This is a genomic window from Curtobacterium flaccumfaciens UCD-AKU (assembly GCF_000349565.1).
GTDB lineage: Bacteria > Actinomycetota > Actinomycetes > Actinomycetales > Microbacteriaceae > Curtobacterium > Curtobacterium poinsettiae.
Genome location: NZ_KB714611.1, coordinates 11,564 through 27,172, shown reverse-complemented (window position 1 = coordinate 27,172; position 15,609 = coordinate 11,564). Strand labels below are relative to the sequence as shown.

At 71.5% G+C, this 15,609-nt stretch carries 14 protein-coding genes; 9 read left to right on the top strand and 5 right to left on the bottom strand.

From position 1 onward, the window contains the following. Positions 1–44 precede the first annotated feature (44 nt). Positions 45–2,477, bottom strand: a complete 2,433-nt coding sequence (locus H489_RS38155) for an Ig-like domain-containing protein (RefSeq protein WP_167578299.1) — start codon at positions 2,475–2,477, stop codon at positions 45–47. A gap of 218 nt (positions 2,478–2,695) precedes the next feature. On the opposite strand from H489_RS38155, the gene H489_RS26440 reads away from it, so the two are divergent. Both H489_RS26440 and H489_RS26435 read left to right on the top strand, forming a co-directional pair. Beyond that, positions 2,696–3,277 carry a LemA family protein gene (locus H489_RS26440; RefSeq protein ID WP_017886744.1) on the top strand — a complete coding sequence of 194 codons (582 nt, stop codon included), beginning with the start codon at positions 2,696–2,698 and terminating at the stop codon, positions 3,275–3,277. A gap of 19 nt (positions 3,278–3,296) precedes the next feature. Continuing rightward, positions 3,297–4,199 (top strand): M48 family metalloprotease, encoded by a 903-nt coding sequence (locus H489_RS26435; protein WP_017886743.1) that lies wholly within the window; start codon positions 3,297–3,299, stop codon positions 4,197–4,199. 4 nt (positions 4,200–4,203) lie between these two features. Here the strand turns inward: H489_RS26435 and H489_RS26430 are convergent, their stop codons facing one another. After that, positions 4,204–5,499, bottom strand: a complete 1,296-nt coding sequence (locus H489_RS26430) for a winged helix-turn-helix domain-containing protein (protein WP_017886742.1) — start codon at positions 5,497–5,499, stop codon at positions 4,204–4,206. Between the two features lie 92 nt (positions 5,500–5,591). Here H489_RS26430 and H489_RS0118760 point away from each other — a divergent pair, with 92 nt between their 5' ends. Both H489_RS0118760 and ilvA read left to right on the top strand, forming a co-directional pair. After that, entirely contained in the window at positions 5,592–6,851 is a 1,260-nt protein-coding gene (locus H489_RS0118760; protein WP_042537710.1) for an AI-2E family transporter, read from the top strand. Between the two features lie 48 nt (positions 6,852–6,899). Next, the gene (ilvA, locus tag H489_RS26425) at positions 6,900–8,159 is read left to right on the top strand and encodes a threonine ammonia-lyase (protein ID WP_017886740.1); all 1,260 of its coding nucleotides are present in this window, start codon (positions 6,900–6,902) and stop codon (positions 8,157–8,159) included. Positions 8,160–8,307: 148 nt separating this feature from the next. Here the strand turns inward: ilvA and greA are convergent, their stop codons facing one another. Then, positions 8,308–8,796 (bottom strand): transcription elongation factor GreA, encoded by a 489-nt coding sequence (greA, locus tag H489_RS26420; protein WP_017886739.1) that lies wholly within the window; start codon positions 8,794–8,796, stop codon positions 8,308–8,310. A 71-nt stretch (positions 8,797–8,867) separates the two neighbouring features. Then, positions 8,868–9,359, bottom strand: a complete 492-nt coding sequence (locus H489_RS26415; RefSeq protein WP_017886738.1) for a DUF4307 domain-containing protein — start codon at positions 9,357–9,359, stop codon at positions 8,868–8,870. Positions 9,360–9,378: 19 nt separating this feature from the next. Between H489_RS26415 and mca the strand changes: the two genes are divergently transcribed. Together mca and H489_RS26405 are read left to right on the top strand one after the other, a co-directional pair. Continuing rightward, positions 9,379–10,269: a mycothiol conjugate amidase Mca gene (gene mca / locus H489_RS26410; protein ID WP_017886737.1), complete on the top strand. Its 891-nt coding sequence runs from the start codon at positions 9,379–9,381 to the stop codon at positions 10,267–10,269. Then, entirely contained in the window at positions 10,266–10,571 is a 306-nt protein-coding gene (locus tag H489_RS26405) for a hypothetical protein (protein ID WP_017886736.1), read from the top strand. Before mca ends, H489_RS26405 begins: the two co-directional genes overlap by 4 nt. Positions 10,572–10,682: 111 nt before the next feature. On the opposite strand, the gene trhA is transcribed toward H489_RS26405, so the two are convergent. Continuing rightward, a complete protein-coding gene (gene trhA, locus H489_RS26400) occupies positions 10,683–11,390 on the bottom strand; it encodes a PAQR family membrane homeostasis protein TrhA (protein ID WP_042537844.1) in 708 nt (235 codons plus the stop codon). Between the two features lie 97 nt (positions 11,391–11,487). Between trhA and H489_RS26395 the strand changes: the two genes are divergently transcribed. The 3 genes from H489_RS26395 (at position 11,488) to H489_RS26385 (ending at position 15,572) form a co-directional block, all read left to right on the top strand. Beyond that, positions 11,488–12,273, top strand: coding sequence for an isoprenyl transferase (locus tag H489_RS26395; RefSeq protein WP_031259495.1), 786 nt, complete (start codon positions 11,488–11,490; stop codon positions 12,271–12,273). A gap of 164 nt (positions 12,274–12,437) precedes the next feature. Continuing rightward, positions 12,438–13,547: an aminotransferase class V-fold PLP-dependent enzyme gene (locus H489_RS26390; RefSeq protein ID WP_017886733.1), complete on the top strand. Its 1,110-nt coding sequence runs from the start codon at positions 12,438–12,440 to the stop codon at positions 13,545–13,547. A 663-nt stretch (positions 13,548–14,210) separates the two neighbouring features. Beyond that, the gene (locus H489_RS26385) at positions 14,211–15,572 is read left to right on the top strand and encodes a PhoH family protein (protein WP_017886732.1); all 1,362 of its coding nucleotides are present in this window, start codon (positions 14,211–14,213) and stop codon (positions 15,570–15,572) included. Positions 15,573–15,609: the final 37 nt, after the last annotated feature.

The window sequence follows — 15,609 nt, the reverse complement described above, 5'->3', positions numbered from 1 at the left end:
GTCGTGACGCGACCAGCGGACCCGGTCGGGAGGCCGGGCTCGTTTCAGACGCGCGCCGCGCGCCGCTCGGTGCGCAGCCAGACCAGGGCCGCGATCGCGGCCGCCACGCACGCTGCGGCGATCCCGACGAGCAGTACCGGGGCGGCGTGCGTCCCGGTGGTCCCCGAGTAGACGGCCGTGGTCAGCGCCACGGCGACCACCGCGAGCGCGACGTACCGACCGCGCGAAGCGGCGAGCAGCGCGCTGCCGGCGGACCCGGTGACGGGCAGCAGGGTCGCGACCACGGCACCCAGGCCGCCGACGCACAGCGTGATGGCGAACTCCGACCCGAGCGACACCCAGAAGCCCCCGCCGGCGAGCAGGCTGTGCAGCACCCAGCCGACCGCCGCGAGACCGAGCAGGGCCAGCACCCGCCAGGTCGCTCCCCGGGCGCTCGCGGCGATCCCGGTGCCGAGGCGGAGCGGGCCGGTGCCCAGACCGGGCCTGCCCGACGGGACGAGTACGACGCCGACGATGAGGGCGGGGGAGAGGTCTGCCACGCGCGTGATGCCGCAGGCCACGAGCGCCGCGAGCACCAGCCACGGCGACACCCGGAAGCCGATGGTCCGGTGGTCGGTGCCCGCTGCCCACCGTGTGGCGAACACGACCGCGGCGGTCAGGACCGCGGTACCGGCGAGGACCGCGATCGCCAGACGGGCGTACCGGGCCTCGAGCTCGACACCGACGCCGAGCAGGGTGCAGAGGGCCGCGATGGACACCGCGATGGTGATGGATGCCCAGGTCGGCAGGACGTCGTCGCCCCGGGCACGGTCGGACCGGGAGCGGTTGCGGCCGAGGAGCCCGGCGAACGGCGACCGGAGACGGCCGCGGGCGACGGCGGCCACCAGCGCCAGCGGCGCGGCGATCAACAGGAGGAACCCGGCTGCGACGGCGGTGGCGACCAGGACGGTCCGCCACGAGAACGCGGCCTGGATGGTCGGGACGGTGCCGTCGTAGGAGGTCGCCGCGGTCCAGTCGCCGGCGGGGCCGGACCAGTCGGTGTGTCCTCCGGCGCTGCCGACGCCGGCCGGGCTACCGGTGCCGGAGCCACTGCCACTGCCACTGCCACTGCCGCTGCCTGAGCCACCGCCGGCCGTGGGGCCGTTGCCACCGTTGCCGTGGTTGCCGCTGTCCGTTCCGGTGCCGGTGCCGGTGCCGGGCGTGCCAGCGCCGGGCGTGCCATCGACGCCGGTGCCCGCCGTGCCGGGGGTGCCCGCCGTCGCGTCGGAGCCCGGCGTCGGCCCTCCGGGGCCCCCCGGGGTGTCCGTCGCGCCCGGGGTCGGTGTGCCGGTCGGCGCCGTCGTCGCGGATCCCGCCGTGACCCGCACGGCGGCCGAGGACCGGGAGTAGTTGCCCGCAGCGTCGTGCTGCGTCGCGGTGAGCCGGTGCTCGCCGGCGCGCAGGGTCGATCCCGCGGTGGAGCACGACCACGAGGCGTCCGTCCCCACCACCACGCCGCACACCGGAGCACGATCGACGTACACCGTCACGCGAGCGCCGGGCTCGCCGGTGCCGGTCACCGTCGTCGACCGGGTGCCGATCCGCTGGCCGTCGTCCGGCGTCGTGATGCGCGGGGCAGCCGGTGCGGTGCGGTCGACCGTGACCGTCACGGGCGCCGATGCCGCGCTCCGCAGGTCGGACCGGTAGCCGCGCGCGGTACTGGCCGTCTGCGAGGCGGTCACGGTGAACCGGCCGTCCGCTCGGGTGCCGAGTGCTGCGACCCACCGACCGTCCGGGCCGACCAGGGCGGTCTGCTCGGTCGTGGACCCGGACACCGACAGCGTCACCGTCGATCCGGGGAACCCGGTGCCGGACACGGTGCCGCCGGTGGGGCCGGCAGCCTGCAGGGTCGGCGGGACGATGACGTCCGAGGCCGGAGCGTTCGCGACGGGGAGTCCGGTGGCGACGAGGTCACGCACCGTGAAGACCTGCTGCGGGCCGGACCGGACGGTGCCGAGGCATGCCCAGGATCCGTCGGACCCCACCCGGGCCGTGCACCCGGACGAACCGGTCGCGGTCGGACCGGACACCCGGACGCTGTGCCCCGGCGTGCCGGTGCCGTGGAAGCGGGTGGTGCCCGTCGTGACGTCACCGGGATCCGCGATCGTGGGCCGCACGGCCGGACGCGTGGGGGTCGGCAACGGAGCGCCCGGTCGGCCCGTGCTCGGCGGCGCGATCTCGCTCGGATCGGGACTCGCCGTCGGCTCGGCCGTGGGCGGGGACGCGTCCGTGGGAGCCGCTGCGGCTCGGGGTTCCGCAGCCGCGGCGGCCTGGGGCTCCGCAGTCACGGCGACCGCGACGGCCGGTGCTGCCGCGGCACCGAGGAGGGCCGCGACGAGGACCGTCGTCGCCGCTGCGAGCAGGGCGAAGCGGGGTCGACGACGAGGGCCGTCGCCCCCGACGGCCCCTTCGTCCACGTTGTCCCCGCGCGTGTTCACCGGACCCATCCCACGGGATCGAGCGCCTCTGGTCAATACACCTCGCGGATGAGGTTGCGGATCGGGCAGCAGTCCGAATGCGCGGTGTGCGTGACTCGGGAATCGGCCGTGAACACTGCTCAGCGAACGGAGCATGCAGACTGCATCGATAGACTTCACGACGGCCGTTCAGGCCATCGCAGCACCGCGGATCCCGACGCGCAAAGGAGTACGCCCGCATGGACACCGGACTCGTCACGACGCTCATCGTCGTCGGAGTGGTGGTGGTCATCCTGGTGATCATCGGGATCTACCTCTGGGTGACGTACAACGCCCTCGTCACGCTCAAGGTCCGGGTCGACGAAGCCTGGAGCGACATCTCGGTGCAGCTGAAGCGCCGCGCCGACCTCATCCCCACGATCGTCGACACCGTCAAGGGGTACGCCACGCACGAGAAGGCGGTCTTCGACGACGTGACGAAGGCCCGCGCCGAGACCCTGTCGGCCGGTGACGCAGACACGGCCTCCGCTGCCGAGGGACACATGCAGAAGGCACTGAAGAGCGTCTTCGCGGTGGCCGAGGGGTACCCGCAGTTGCAGTCGAGCCAGAACTTCCTGCAGCTGCAGTCCGAGCTCGTCGACACCGAGGACAAGATCCAGGCCGCTCGACGGTTCTACAACGGTGGCGTGCGCGAGCTGAACACGAAGATCCGGGTGTTCCCGAACTCCACGTTCGCGAAGAACCGCGGCTTCACCGAGGCCACGTTCTTCGAGACGAACGAGCCGGCGGCCATCGCCGAGCCGCCGCGCGTCCAGTTCTGACCCCAGCGTCGGAGCCGACGTGTACAGCGCCATCGCGCGGAACAAGCGGAACACCGTCGTCATCGTCCTGGTGTTCCTGCTGATCATCGGTGCGCTCGGGTTCCTCGGCGGGTACCTCGCCGGGAACGTCTCGATCGGGTTCATCGTCCTGGTGGTCGCACTGGGCTACGCCGTGCTGCAGTACTTCCTGGCGGCACGACAGGCCACCGCCATCGCGGGTGGGATCGAGATCGACCGGGCCGCCGAGCCGCGACTCTGGCGCACCGTCGAGAACCTGGCCATCTCGACCGGCATGCCGATGCCCCGGGTGTTCGTCATCCCCGACCCCGCCCCGAACGCCTTCGCCACCGGGCGGGACCCCGAGCACGCGGTCGTCGCGGCGACGACCGGGCTGCTCGAGCTCATGGACGACCAGGAGCTGCAGGGCGTGATGGCGCACGAGCTCGGGCACGTCCGCAACTACGACATCCGGGTGTCCACGATGGTCTTCGGTCTCGTCGTGGCCGTCGGATTCATCGCCGACATCCTGCTCCGCATCTCGGTCTTCAGCGGTCTGTCCGGCGGGCGGAACCGCAACTCGGACAACGGCGGCAGCGCCAACCCGGTCCTGTTGATCGCCGGCATCGCCGCCGTCGTCGTGGCCCCGATCGCCGCGGCGGGCGTGCAAGCCGCGGTGTCCCGGCAGCGCGAGTACCTGGCGGACGCGACGGGCGTGATGACCACGCGGTACCCCGAGGGCCTGGCGCGGGCGCTCGAGAAGCTCGGGGCGTACGGCCGTCCGGTGCAGACGCAGAACTCCTCGATGGCGCACCTGTGGATCGCCGACCCGATGCGCCCCGGGGTGATGGACCGGCTGTTCTCGACGCACCCGCCGCTGCCCGACCGCATCGCTCGTCTGCGCGCGAACGCCGAGCGGTTCTGACGGGTCAGCGAGCGTCACCAGCGTCGTCGACTGCCGCGTCCTGCTCGGCACGCGCGACCGGCTGAGCCGCATCCGTGTCGTCCGCGGACACGTGCGGCACCAGGGGGAGACCGAGCGCTCCGGCAACGGCAGGTGCTGCGGTGCCACGATCGGTCACCTCGATCGCCCCCAGGCCCTGCCAGCTCGCGGTCCGCCGCAGGGTCTCGGCGAGTCGCTCGGGGTCCAGGTGCTCGCCGGGTTCCTGCCACGCGGTCCGGACCCGGAGCACGCCCCGCTGCCGGTCGCTCTTCAGGTCGATCCGACCGACGAGCCGGTCGTCCTGCAGCACCGGGAGCACGTAGTAGCCGAACACCCGCTTCGGCGCCGGCGTGTAGATCTCGATCCGGTAGTGGAAGCCGTACATCCGCTCGGCCCGCCGTCGGAACCAGACGACCGGGTCGAAGGGGCTCAGCACCGCGTCCGCCGTCAGCTGCCGGGGTACCCGCGCATCGGCGTGGAGCCAGGCCCGCTCGCCCCAGCCCTCGACCCGCACCGGGACGAGTTCCCCGGCGGCGGCGAGTGCGGCGATCGCGGCGGCGGTGTCGTCGGAGCGCAGTCGGTAGTAGTCCGCGATGTCCGCTCGGGTGCCGACACCGAGCGCGCGCGATGCCCGACGCACGAGTTCGAGCACGGCGTCGGCGCGTGCCGGAGCGGTCTCGAGGAAGCCGTCGGGCAGCACCTGCTCGGGCAGGGCGTAGACGCGCTCGAACCCGGCGCGTCCGGCGCTGACCGTCTCGCCCCACCGGAACATCTGCTCGAGCCCGAGCTTCACGTCGCTCCACCCCCACCAGGGGCCACGTCGCACGTTCGACTCGTGCTCCACCGCGCTGGCGGGCATCGGCCCCTCGGCCCGCAGCAGGGCGTGCAGCTCGCGGCGGACGGCAGCGGTCCGGGTGACCCCGTCGATCCGGGTCGGTCCGGCGTCGCGCTCCCGCAGGGCGTCCATCCGCCACCGGAACAGCCGCAGGTCGTCGCGGGGGATGAACGCGGCCTCGTGCGCCCAGTACTCGGTGTACGGGCCGGACCGCCCGAGCGTCAGCCGGTCGAGCGTCGACCGGTCGTAGGTGCCGAGCCGGGCGAAGAGCGGCAGGTAGTGGCTGCGTTCGAACACGTTGACAGAGTCGATCTGCAGCAGCCCGAGCCGCCCGAACGCGGGGTTCACCGCACGTGTCGACACCGCGTCGGCGGGTGGTCGTCCGAACCCCTGTGCGGCGAGTGCGACCCGACGGGCCTCGGCGGCGGAGAGCGTCGACCTGGGCATGCGGCGACGCTACCGAAGGCCGCCGACACGAGGATCCATGCACGTATGCCGCATCTGGCACCTGACCGGAAGCACGTCGGTACAATCAGGCCATGGCATGGGGAAGCAAGCAGACTCATCCCGACCCCGTGGTCGAGGAATCGGTCCCGATCGGCGTCCGCATCGCCGGTGCGTGGTCGTGGCGAGCGCTCGTCGTCGTGGGTGTGATCGCCGTCTTCATCTGGCTGGTCACGGTCTTCAGCGAAATCCTCATCCCCTTCCTGGTCGGGATCGTCGTCTCGGCGCTCCTGGTGCCGATCTCGAACTGGCTGCAGCGCCACCACGTGCCGAAGTGGCTCGCGGTCGTCATGAGCCTGCTCGGCGGCGTCGCGGCCCTGGGTGCCCTGGTCTGGCTCGTCGTCGACCAGGTGATCGCGTCGTACCCGTCCCTGCGTGACCGGACGATCGACCAGTACGCCAACATCAAGGACTTCGTCCTGAACTCCGGGTTCGGCATCAGCCAGACCGACGTCAACGGCTGGCTCGACGACGGCACGAAGTGGCTGCAGGACAACTCCGCGTCGATCCTGTCCGGTGTCGCCAGTGCCGGGTCGGGTGCAACCCATGCGTTCGCAGCGCTCTTCATCACCCTGTTCACCACGATCTTCCTGCTGATCGACGGCAAGAACGTCTGGCGCTGGTCCGTCCGGCTGTTCCCGAAGAAGGCGCGCGCAGCGGTCGACGGCGCCGGTGTCGCCGGCTGGATCACCCTGACGAGCTTCATCCGGGTGCAGATCTTCGTCGCCTTCGTCGACGCGGTCGGCATCGGCCTGGGGTCCTTCATCGTCGGGCTCTTCTTCGGTGGCATGCCGCTCGTGATCCCGATCGCGGCCTTCGTCTTCCTCGGCGCCTTCATCCCGGTCGTCGGCGCCATCGTCACGGGCTTCTTGGCGGTGTTCGTCGCACTGATCTTCAACGGCCCCCTCGCCGCCGTCCTGGTCCTCGGCGTCGTGCTCCTCGTGCAGCAGATCGAGGGGCACATCCTGCAGCCCCTCGTCATGGGCAACGCGGTCAAGGTCCACCCGCTCGCGGTCGTCCTCGGCGTCACCGCGGCGTCGGGTCTCGCCGGCATCGCCGGAGCCTTCTTCGCCGTGCCGCTGATCGCGACGCTGAACGCCATGGTCACCACCATCGCGAGCGGCCGCTGGCGCCGGCTCGACTCCGACCACGTGCTCGAAGCGACGCCGAAGCGCGGGCAGCACGGCCAGATCCAGTTGCTCCGGCGGCGCCGGCACAAGGTCGGCGACGACGTCCCGGCCCCGGGTGTCGACGCCGGTCCCTCGGCCGAAGAAGGCACCGCCAGCACCAACTGAGCGTCACACGAGTTCGCCGCCGCGGCTCGGAACGACGATGATGGGGGAGTGACCGACACCAGCGCATCCCCGCACACGCTCACCGCGATCCCGACCCTCGCGGACATCGAGGCGGCGCGCGAGACCATCAAGGGCGTCGCGCGAGTCACCCCGATGGAGACGTCGCAGTTCCTCGCCGAACTGCTCGGGTCCCCGGTGCACCTGAAGTGCGAGAACCTGCAGCGCACCGGTGCGTACAAGGTGCGCGGTGCCTACAACCGGCTCTCCACCCTGTCCGCCGAACAGCGCGCCAAGGGCGTCGTCGCCGCCAGTGCCGGCAACCACGCGCAGGGCGTCGCGCTCGCTGCGCGCGAGCTCGGGATCCCCGCGACGATCTTCACGCCGGTCGGGGTCGCCCTGCCGAAGCTGCAGGCCACCCGCCACTACGGCGCCGACGTCGTGCTGCGGGGCCACTCCGTGGAAGAAGCGTTGAGCGCCGCGAAGGACTTCGCCGCCCACACCGGTGCCGTGTTCATCCCGCCGTTCGACCACCCGGCCGTCATCGCGGGGCAGGGCACGCTCGGCCTCGAGATCATCGACCAGGTGCCGGACGTCGACACCGTGGTGGTGCCGATCGGTGGCGGCGGTGTCATCTCCGGCATCGCACTCGCGGTCAAGGGCATGGCCGAACGGCTCGGTCGGCCGATCCGGGTGATCGGCGTGCAGGCCGAGAACGCCGCTGCCTACCCGTCGTCGATCCGCGCCGGTGAACCCGTCACGATCACCACGAAGCCGACCATCTCCGACGGGATCGCGGTGGCGCGGCCCGGCGACCTAAACTTCCCGATCATCCGCGACCTGGTCGACGACATCGTCACCGTCTCGGACGACGACACCGCCCGCGCCCTGCTCGTCCTGCTCGAGCGCGCCAAGCTCGTGGTCGAGGCCGCGGGGGCCGTCGGCGTCGCCGCGATCATGTCCGGCGCCGTCCGCGACACCGGCCGCACCGTGGTGCTGCTGAGCGGCGGCAACATCGACCCGCTGATGATGGAGCGCGTGATCACCCGCGGTCTCGTTGCAGCGTCCCGGTACATCGGGATCCGCATCATGCTGCCGGACCGCCCGGGCCAGCTGTCCCGCGTCGCCCAGGTCATCTCGGACGCCGGCGCGAACGTGGTCGAGGTGCTGCACACCCGCCACGGGCAGGGCCTGGTCATCAACGAGGTCGCGCTCGACCTGTCGATCGAGGCCCGCGGCCCCGAGCACGCGCAAGAGGTCATCCAGCGTCTGCACGAGGTCGGGTTCCGCCCCGAGCTCCTGGAGCACTAGTCCGCGACGGGCTGACGCGACATGAACGCTGTCGTGCGACAGCGTTCATGTCGTTCCGCGTCCGCCCCGCGCCCTGGGCGCGACCAGCGGACAGACAGGAGGCCCATGGCGGTCTCGCCACGGGCCTCCTGTCTGCAGTGGGCCGGGTCTACGGCTCGTAGCGCTCGATCTTGACGACCTCGACGGCGATCTCCTTGCCGTTCGGCGCCGTGTAGGTGGCCTTGTCGCCGGCCTTGAGGCCGACGATGGCCGCGCCGACGGGGCTGACCGGGCTGTAGACCGTCAGGTCCGAGCCCTCGGCCACGATCTCGCGGCTGCCGACCAGGAAGGTGGACTCGTCGCCGGCGATGACCGCCGTGACGACGGTGCCCGGCTCGACGGTGCCGTCGAACTCGGCTTCGCTGACGGTGGCGTGCTTGAGGAGCTCGGTGAGGACGCGGATGCGGGCCTCGATCTTGCCCTGCTCGTCCTTGGCGGCGTGGTAGCCGCCGTTCTCCTTGAGGTCGCCCTCTTCGCGAGCGGCCTCGATGCGGCGCGCGATCTCGGCACGGCCCTCGCCGCTCAGCTCGTCGAGCTCCGCCTTGAGACGGTCGTGCGCCTCTTGGGTCAGCCAGGTGACCTGCGTGTCGTTGCTCATGTTCTGTCCCTTCGACCATGAAAAAACGAGACCGGCCGAGTGGTCGGTCTCGAGAGGCGAATCAGGACAGTCTAGGGAATCCAGCAGTCGTGGATCAACCCGGTCACGCCCCGCGTCGTCGTGGTGACCTGCGTGGAGATGCTCCGACTGCGCTGTTCGGACGCCGGCACGGTGATCTCCTTCCAGCCCACGATCGAGTAGCTCTTGTCGAGCACCTGGACGGCGCACTTCGCCTCGACGCCCGGATCGACGGACACCTGCGAGTGGACGACGGTGCTGTGCTCGGACAGGACCTCGTACCCGATGACGTCCTGGTCGAGGCCACGATCGGACTGGTCGAGCCCCGCCCAGATCACCCACGCCCCGAAGACCACGACGACCGCGATGGCCGCGACGATCGCGAAGAGGCGGCTGCGGCGCTTGCGGGCCGGGGTGCGGCCGTAGCGCTCGTCGAGCGTGGCGGTCTGGTGCTGTTCGGACAGTTCGGGGCTCCCGGGGTGGATATCCTGATCCCAGGGTAGTTCACGCGATGCTGTGCGCTGCCCGCGTCCGACGCCGCTCACCCGCAGTGAGGAACCCCACGTGCCCTACCGCCTGCTGGCAGTCCACGCCCACCCCGACGACGAGTCGAGCAAGGGTGCCGCGACCGCCGCGAAGTACGTGGCCGACGGGCACCAGGTGCTCGTCGTGTCCTGCACCGGCGGCGAGGCCGGCGACATCCTGAACGACCAGCTCGGCGAGCCGGCGACGAGCCGTGCGCACCGCGACATGGCCGGGTACCGCCGCACCGAGATGGCCGCGGCGCAGCAGGCACTCGGCATCGACCACCTGTGGCTCGGGTACCACGACTCGGGGTTGCCCGACGCCGAGAAGGGCGAGACGGTGCGGCCGGGCACGTTCTCGACGGTCCCGCTCGAGTACAGCACCGAGGCGCTGGTCCGCGTGATCCGCCGGTTCCGCCCCCACGTGCTCGTCACCTACGACGAGAACGGCGGCTACCCGCACCCCGACCACATCCGCACGCACGAGGTGTCGATGGCCGCGTGGTCCGCCGCCGCAGACCCGTCGGCGTACCCGACCACCGGTGCACCCTGGTCGATCGCGAAGCTCTACTACGAGCGCACGATGAACCCGCGCCGTTTCAGCACGATCTTCGAAGCCCTGCAGGAGCGCGACCCGGACAGCCCCGCGGTCGAGCAGCTGCGCGAGTGGGTCGAGCGGTTCGCCGACCGGCCCGACCTCGCCACCACCCACGTGGACGTGCACGAGTACTTCGACCAGCGCGACGCCGCACTCCGCGCGCATGCCAGCCAGGTCGCCCCGGACAGCGCCTTCTTCTACTGGCCGAACGACCTCCTCGCGACGGTGTGGCCGACCGAGGACTACCAGCTCGTGGAGGCACGCGTGCCGACCGAGCTCCCGGAGACCGACCTGTTCGCCGGGATCCCAGCCGACAAGGAACCGACCTCGTGAGCACCATCGCGGCGGCACTCGCCGCCACCCCCAGTCCCAGCCCCTCGGTCGTCCCCGACGTCGACGTCACCCCGGGTGTCGTCGGGTTCATCGCGATCGCGCTCGTCGCCATCGTGACGATCCTGCTCGTCGTCGACATGACCCGGCGCATCCGCCGGACCCGCTACCGCGCCGAGGTGCGGGAGCGGCTCGAGGCCGAGGCGAACGGCACCGCGGGTGACGGCACCGCGACGGACGAGCCGGAGCGGCGTGCGGCCGAGGACGGCCGGGCCGACGTCGGCGACGACACCGAGCGCGGCTGACGCGACCGGGTAGGGACTGGAGGCCCGTGGCGGCATCGCCACGGGCCTCCCGTCCGCCTTGTGCGCGCGCCGACCGGAACCGGGCGCGGGCGCACCAGGAACGTGCGACGGTCAGCGCACCGGGTCCAGCGCCACGATGAGCACGCCGACCCACTGCGCACCGAACGCCACGACGGTCAGGGCATGGAACACCTCGTGGAACCCGAACTGCGTCGGCACCGGGTTCGGCCGCTTGAAGCCGTAGACCAGCGCGCCGATGATGTACGCGACGCCGCCGGACAGGATGAGCACGGTCATCGGGACGCTCGCCGCGAAGAACTGCGGTAGCAGCGCCAGGGCAGCACACCCGAGCACCAGGTAGATCGGCACGTACAGCCAGCGGGGCGCGTTGATCCAGAGCACCCGGAACGCGATGCCGAGCGCTGCGCCCGACCACATCACCCACAGCACGACGACCATCAGCGTGTGCGGCAGGGCGCAGATCGCGATCGGCGTGTAGGTGCCGGCGATGAGCAGCAGGATGTTCGTGTGGTCGATGCGCTTCAGCACGGCCTTCACCTTCGGTCCCCACGGGAACCGGTGGTAGGTCGCCGAGACGCCGAACATCGCCAGCGACGTCGCCATGAACACGGCACTGCCGACCTTCGCCGCGGTGCTGTCGGCGAGGGTGATCAGGACGACCCCCATCGCGATCGCGAACGGGAACGCGCCGAGGTGGATCCAGCCGCGCCAGGCGGGACGGGGCTCCGACGTGGGGGCCGTCGCCTCTTCCGTGAACGGGACGTGGGGGAGGGTGCCGGTCTCGTGCTCGTCCTGCATGGACCCGACCATAGGGCCTGATCCCGAACGACCGCCACGTGTCCGCAGAGCGGGCACCCCGAGGGCTCTCGTCCAGGTGGTGCACTACGCTCGGTGCGTGACCGGGACGGCGGGATGGACAGGGCGGGGGATCCTCTACCGCGCCTACCAGCGCCGGATCCGCCGCCAGCTCGAAGGGGCCGCGAAGCCCAAGCACGTCGCCATGATCGTGGACGGCAACCGCCGCTGGGCGAAGCAGCTCGGGCTCGAGTCCGCCGCACACGGCCACCGCGCCGGCGCCGCGAAGATCCCGGAGTTCCTGACCTGGTGCGACGACCTCGGCATCGAGGTCGTGACGCTCTACCTGCTGTCCGCCGACAACCTGACGGGTCGTGGCGGCGAAGAGCTCGAGGAACTCGTCGGGATCATCGCCGACCTCGCCGGGGTCCTGGCCGACAACCGTGACTGGCGCGTGCAGCACGTCGGCTCGAACGAGGGGCTGCCGGACAACCTGGTGACCGCGCTCGAACGGGCCGAGCAGCGCACCGCCGGACGCACGGGGCTGCACGTCAACCTGGCCGTCGGGTACGGGGGCCGTCGCGAGATCGCGGACGCCATGCGCAGCATCGTGCAGTCGCACGGCGCGGGTGGCGGCACCATCGACACCCTGGCCGAGGTGCTGACGCCGGAGCTCATCGGCGACCACCTGTACACGCAGGGCCAGCCGGACCCCGACCTGGTGATCCGGACCTCGGGCGAGCAGCGGCTGTCCGACTTCATGCTGTGGCAGAGCGCGCACAGCGAGTTCTACTTCGTCGAGGCGTTCTACCCGGACCTGCGCGAGGTCGACTTCCTCCGTGCGGTCCGCGACTTCGGGCTCCGCTCGCGTCGCTTCGGCGGCTGAGCGTCGCTTCGTCCGTTGAGCGTCGCTTCGGCGGCCGAGCGCGGCTGAGTGCGGTCGGGCGCGGCTGGTCGCCCAGCCACCAGCCACCTGCCGCACCGGGTTCGTCGGCGGAGCCACGTCCCAGTAGGCTCTCAGGGTTCAACCCTGTGAAAGGTGCACCACCTGTGAACATCGACGAGTACGCCGCCGGCTTCTCCGAAGACCCCGGTTACCTCGACCACGCTGCGTTCGGCCCCGTGCAGACCGCCGTGCTCGAGGAGCAGCGCGTGCTCGGCACGATCCAGGCCCACATGCGATTCGGCGCGATGGAGACCCTCGACGAGCAGGACGCCCGCGTCCGCGCCGTCGCCGCGCGGCTGGTCGGCCGCCGCGAGGACCAGGTCGTCTCGCAGGCCGCCACGACCCCCGGCCTGCTGCACACCGCCTTCGGCCTGACCGGGGGTGTGCTCGTGTCCGCCGACGAGTACCCGTCGCTGCCGCTCGCACTGGCCAGCGCCGCGTCGGCCACCGGCGGCCGCGTGCAGCCCGTCGTCATCGAGTCGGGTGCCGGCTGGGTGACGCCGGAGCTGATCCGTGAGCGCCTGACCGACGAGGTGACCGCCGTCGCGGTGTCGCTGGTCGACTGGCGCACCGGCTACCTGACCGACCTCGCCGCCATTCGCGAGGTCATCGGCGACCGCCTGCTCATCGTCGACGCCATCCAGGGTTTCGGTGTCGTCGACGCCCCGTACGAGGTCGCCGACGTGGTCGCCACCGGCGGGCAGAAGTGGCTGCACGCCGGGTGGGGCACCGGGTTCGTGGCCTTCAGCGACCGCGCCCTGAACCGGATCCGTCCGGCGCTGTCCGGTCCGCACGGCACGTCCGGCTGGCCGACCGAGGTCCCCGCCGTCCGTCCGGCAGCCGCCGGCTTCCAGATGTCCCGCATCGACCCGGTCGCGCAGGCCCGTCTCGCGGTGTCGCTCGAGCGCCTCACCGCCGTCGGTGTCGCCGCCGTGCAGGAGCGAGTCGCCGACCGCGTCGAGCGTGTCTTCGCGATCGCCGACGAGTTCGGGCTCGAGGTCGAGTCCAGCCGCGACCCGGCAGAGCGCGCCGGCATCGTGGTGCTCCGGCCGACGCAGGGGCGAGTGACCGCCCTGTCCGCGGCGATGCACAACCACGGAGTCACCGCGACCACGCGGCTCGGGGTCGCGCGCGTGTCGGTGTTCCCGTCGACCACCGACGAGGCCCTCGACATGTTCCGCGACGCCTGCGTCTCGTACGCCACCATGCAGTAGCAGCGCGGCGCCGCGCTGCGGGTCGGCGGCCCGCGGGTGGGCACGACACCCCGCTCACGTCCGCCGGGTGGTCACGAACCGTCGGCTGGCGCCGCAGCGCCCGACAGTTCGCGACCAGTCGACGCGGCGCGCGTGACGAGTCGCGACCAACGGACGGCCTGGAGGCGCGGTGCCAGGCCGCCACGGGCCTCCCGTCCGTTGCCTGCGCGCGGTCACGACACCACGCTCACGTCCGCCGGGTGGTCACGAACCGTCGGCTGGCGCCGCAGCGGCCGACGGTTCGTGACCAGTCGACGTCGCGCGCGTGACGAGTCGCGACCAACGGACGGCCTGGAGGCGCGGTGTCAGGCCGCCACGGGCCTCCCGTCCGCTGCCTGCGCGCGGTCACGACACCCCGCTCACGTCCGCCGGGTGGTCACCACCTGTCGGCTGGAGCGGTCGCAACAGACAACTCGTGACCAGCCGCGTCACGAGCTGCGCTCGCGTTGTTCACGCGACCGTAACTCCGGAAACCGCGTGTCGCTGGCGGGGTGTCGGGGGCCGGACGTACGTTGTCCCCATCGGGCACCGCGCCCGATCGAAGCGGCCACAGTCGGTGCTTCGGGACCCGCTCCGTGGCCGCGTTCGAGGACAGGACCGGGCCCGTCGCGGCCCGGGGATGGAGTGGTCGTGACCTCTCAGAACGTCTCTCGCGGAACACAGGAACAGCACACCGCGGACTCGTCCACATCGGTCGCCCAGCGCACGTACGTGCTCGACACATCGGTGCTCCTCAGCGATCCGCGGGCCTTGTTCCGCTTCGCCGAGCACGCCGTGGTCCTGCCCGTGGTGGTCGTCAGCGAACTCGAAGCGAAGCGCAACGACCCGGAGATCGGGTACTTCGCCCGGCAGGCCCTCCGGCTGCTCGACGAACTGCGCATCGAACACGAGCGGCTCGACTTCCCGATCGCGATCGGTGACGGCGGCTCGTTCCGCGTCGAACTGAACCACTCCAACCAGTCCGTCCTGCCGTCGGGCCTGCAGCTCGGCGACAACGACTCCCGCATCCTCGCCGTCGCGTCGAACCTGAAGAACGACGGGCTCGACGTCGTCGTCGTGTCGAAGGACCTGCCGCTCCGGGTCAAGGCGTCGTCGATCGGCATGGCGGCCGAGGAGTACCGCGCCGAACTCGCGGTCGACTCTGGCTACACCGGCATCGCCGACCTGCAGGTGTCCGGCGAGCAGATGTCCGACCTGTACGAGAAAGAGGAGATCCGCTCCGCGAAGCTCGACGTCGTCCCCGTGAACACCGGGGTCGTCATCCACTCCGAGCGTGGATCGGCGCTCGGCCGCGTGCACGTCGCCGGAGCAGTCGCCCTGGTGCGCGGCGACCGCGAGGTCTTCGGGCTCCGCGGTCGCTCGGCCGAGCAGCGGCTCGCGATCGACGCGCTGCTCGACTCCGAGATCGGCATCGTCTCGCTCGGCGGCAGCGCCGGCACCGGCAAGTCGGCGCTCGCCCTGTGCGCCGGACTCGAAGCGGTGCTCGAACGCCAACAGCACAAGAAGATCATGGTCTTCCGGCCGCTGTACGCCGTGGGCGGGCAGGACCTCGGCTTCCTGCCGGGTGACGCCGGCGAGAAGATGAACCCGTGGGCGCAGGCCGTCTACGACACCCTCGGTTCGGTGGTCTCGGACAACGTGCTCGACGAGGTGATCGAGCGCGGCCTGATCGAGGTGCTGCCCCTGACGCACATCCGTGGCCGCTCCCTGCACGACGCCTTCGTGATCGTCGACGAGGCCCAGTCGCTCGAACGGAACGTGCTCCTCACCATGCTCTCGCGCATCGGCCAGAACTCGCGGGTGGTGCTCACCCACGACGTCGCGCAACGCGACAACCTGCGGGTCGGCCGGCACGACGGGATCGCGTCGGTCATCGAGCGGCTCAAGGGGCACCCGCTCTTCGCGCACGTGACGCTGACGCGTTCCGAGCGCTCCGCGATCGCCGCTCTGGTCACGGACCTGCTGGACTCGCCCGATCTGGTGTAGCGCGCGTCGAGCCGCCACGTGACGGACGGGAGGCCCG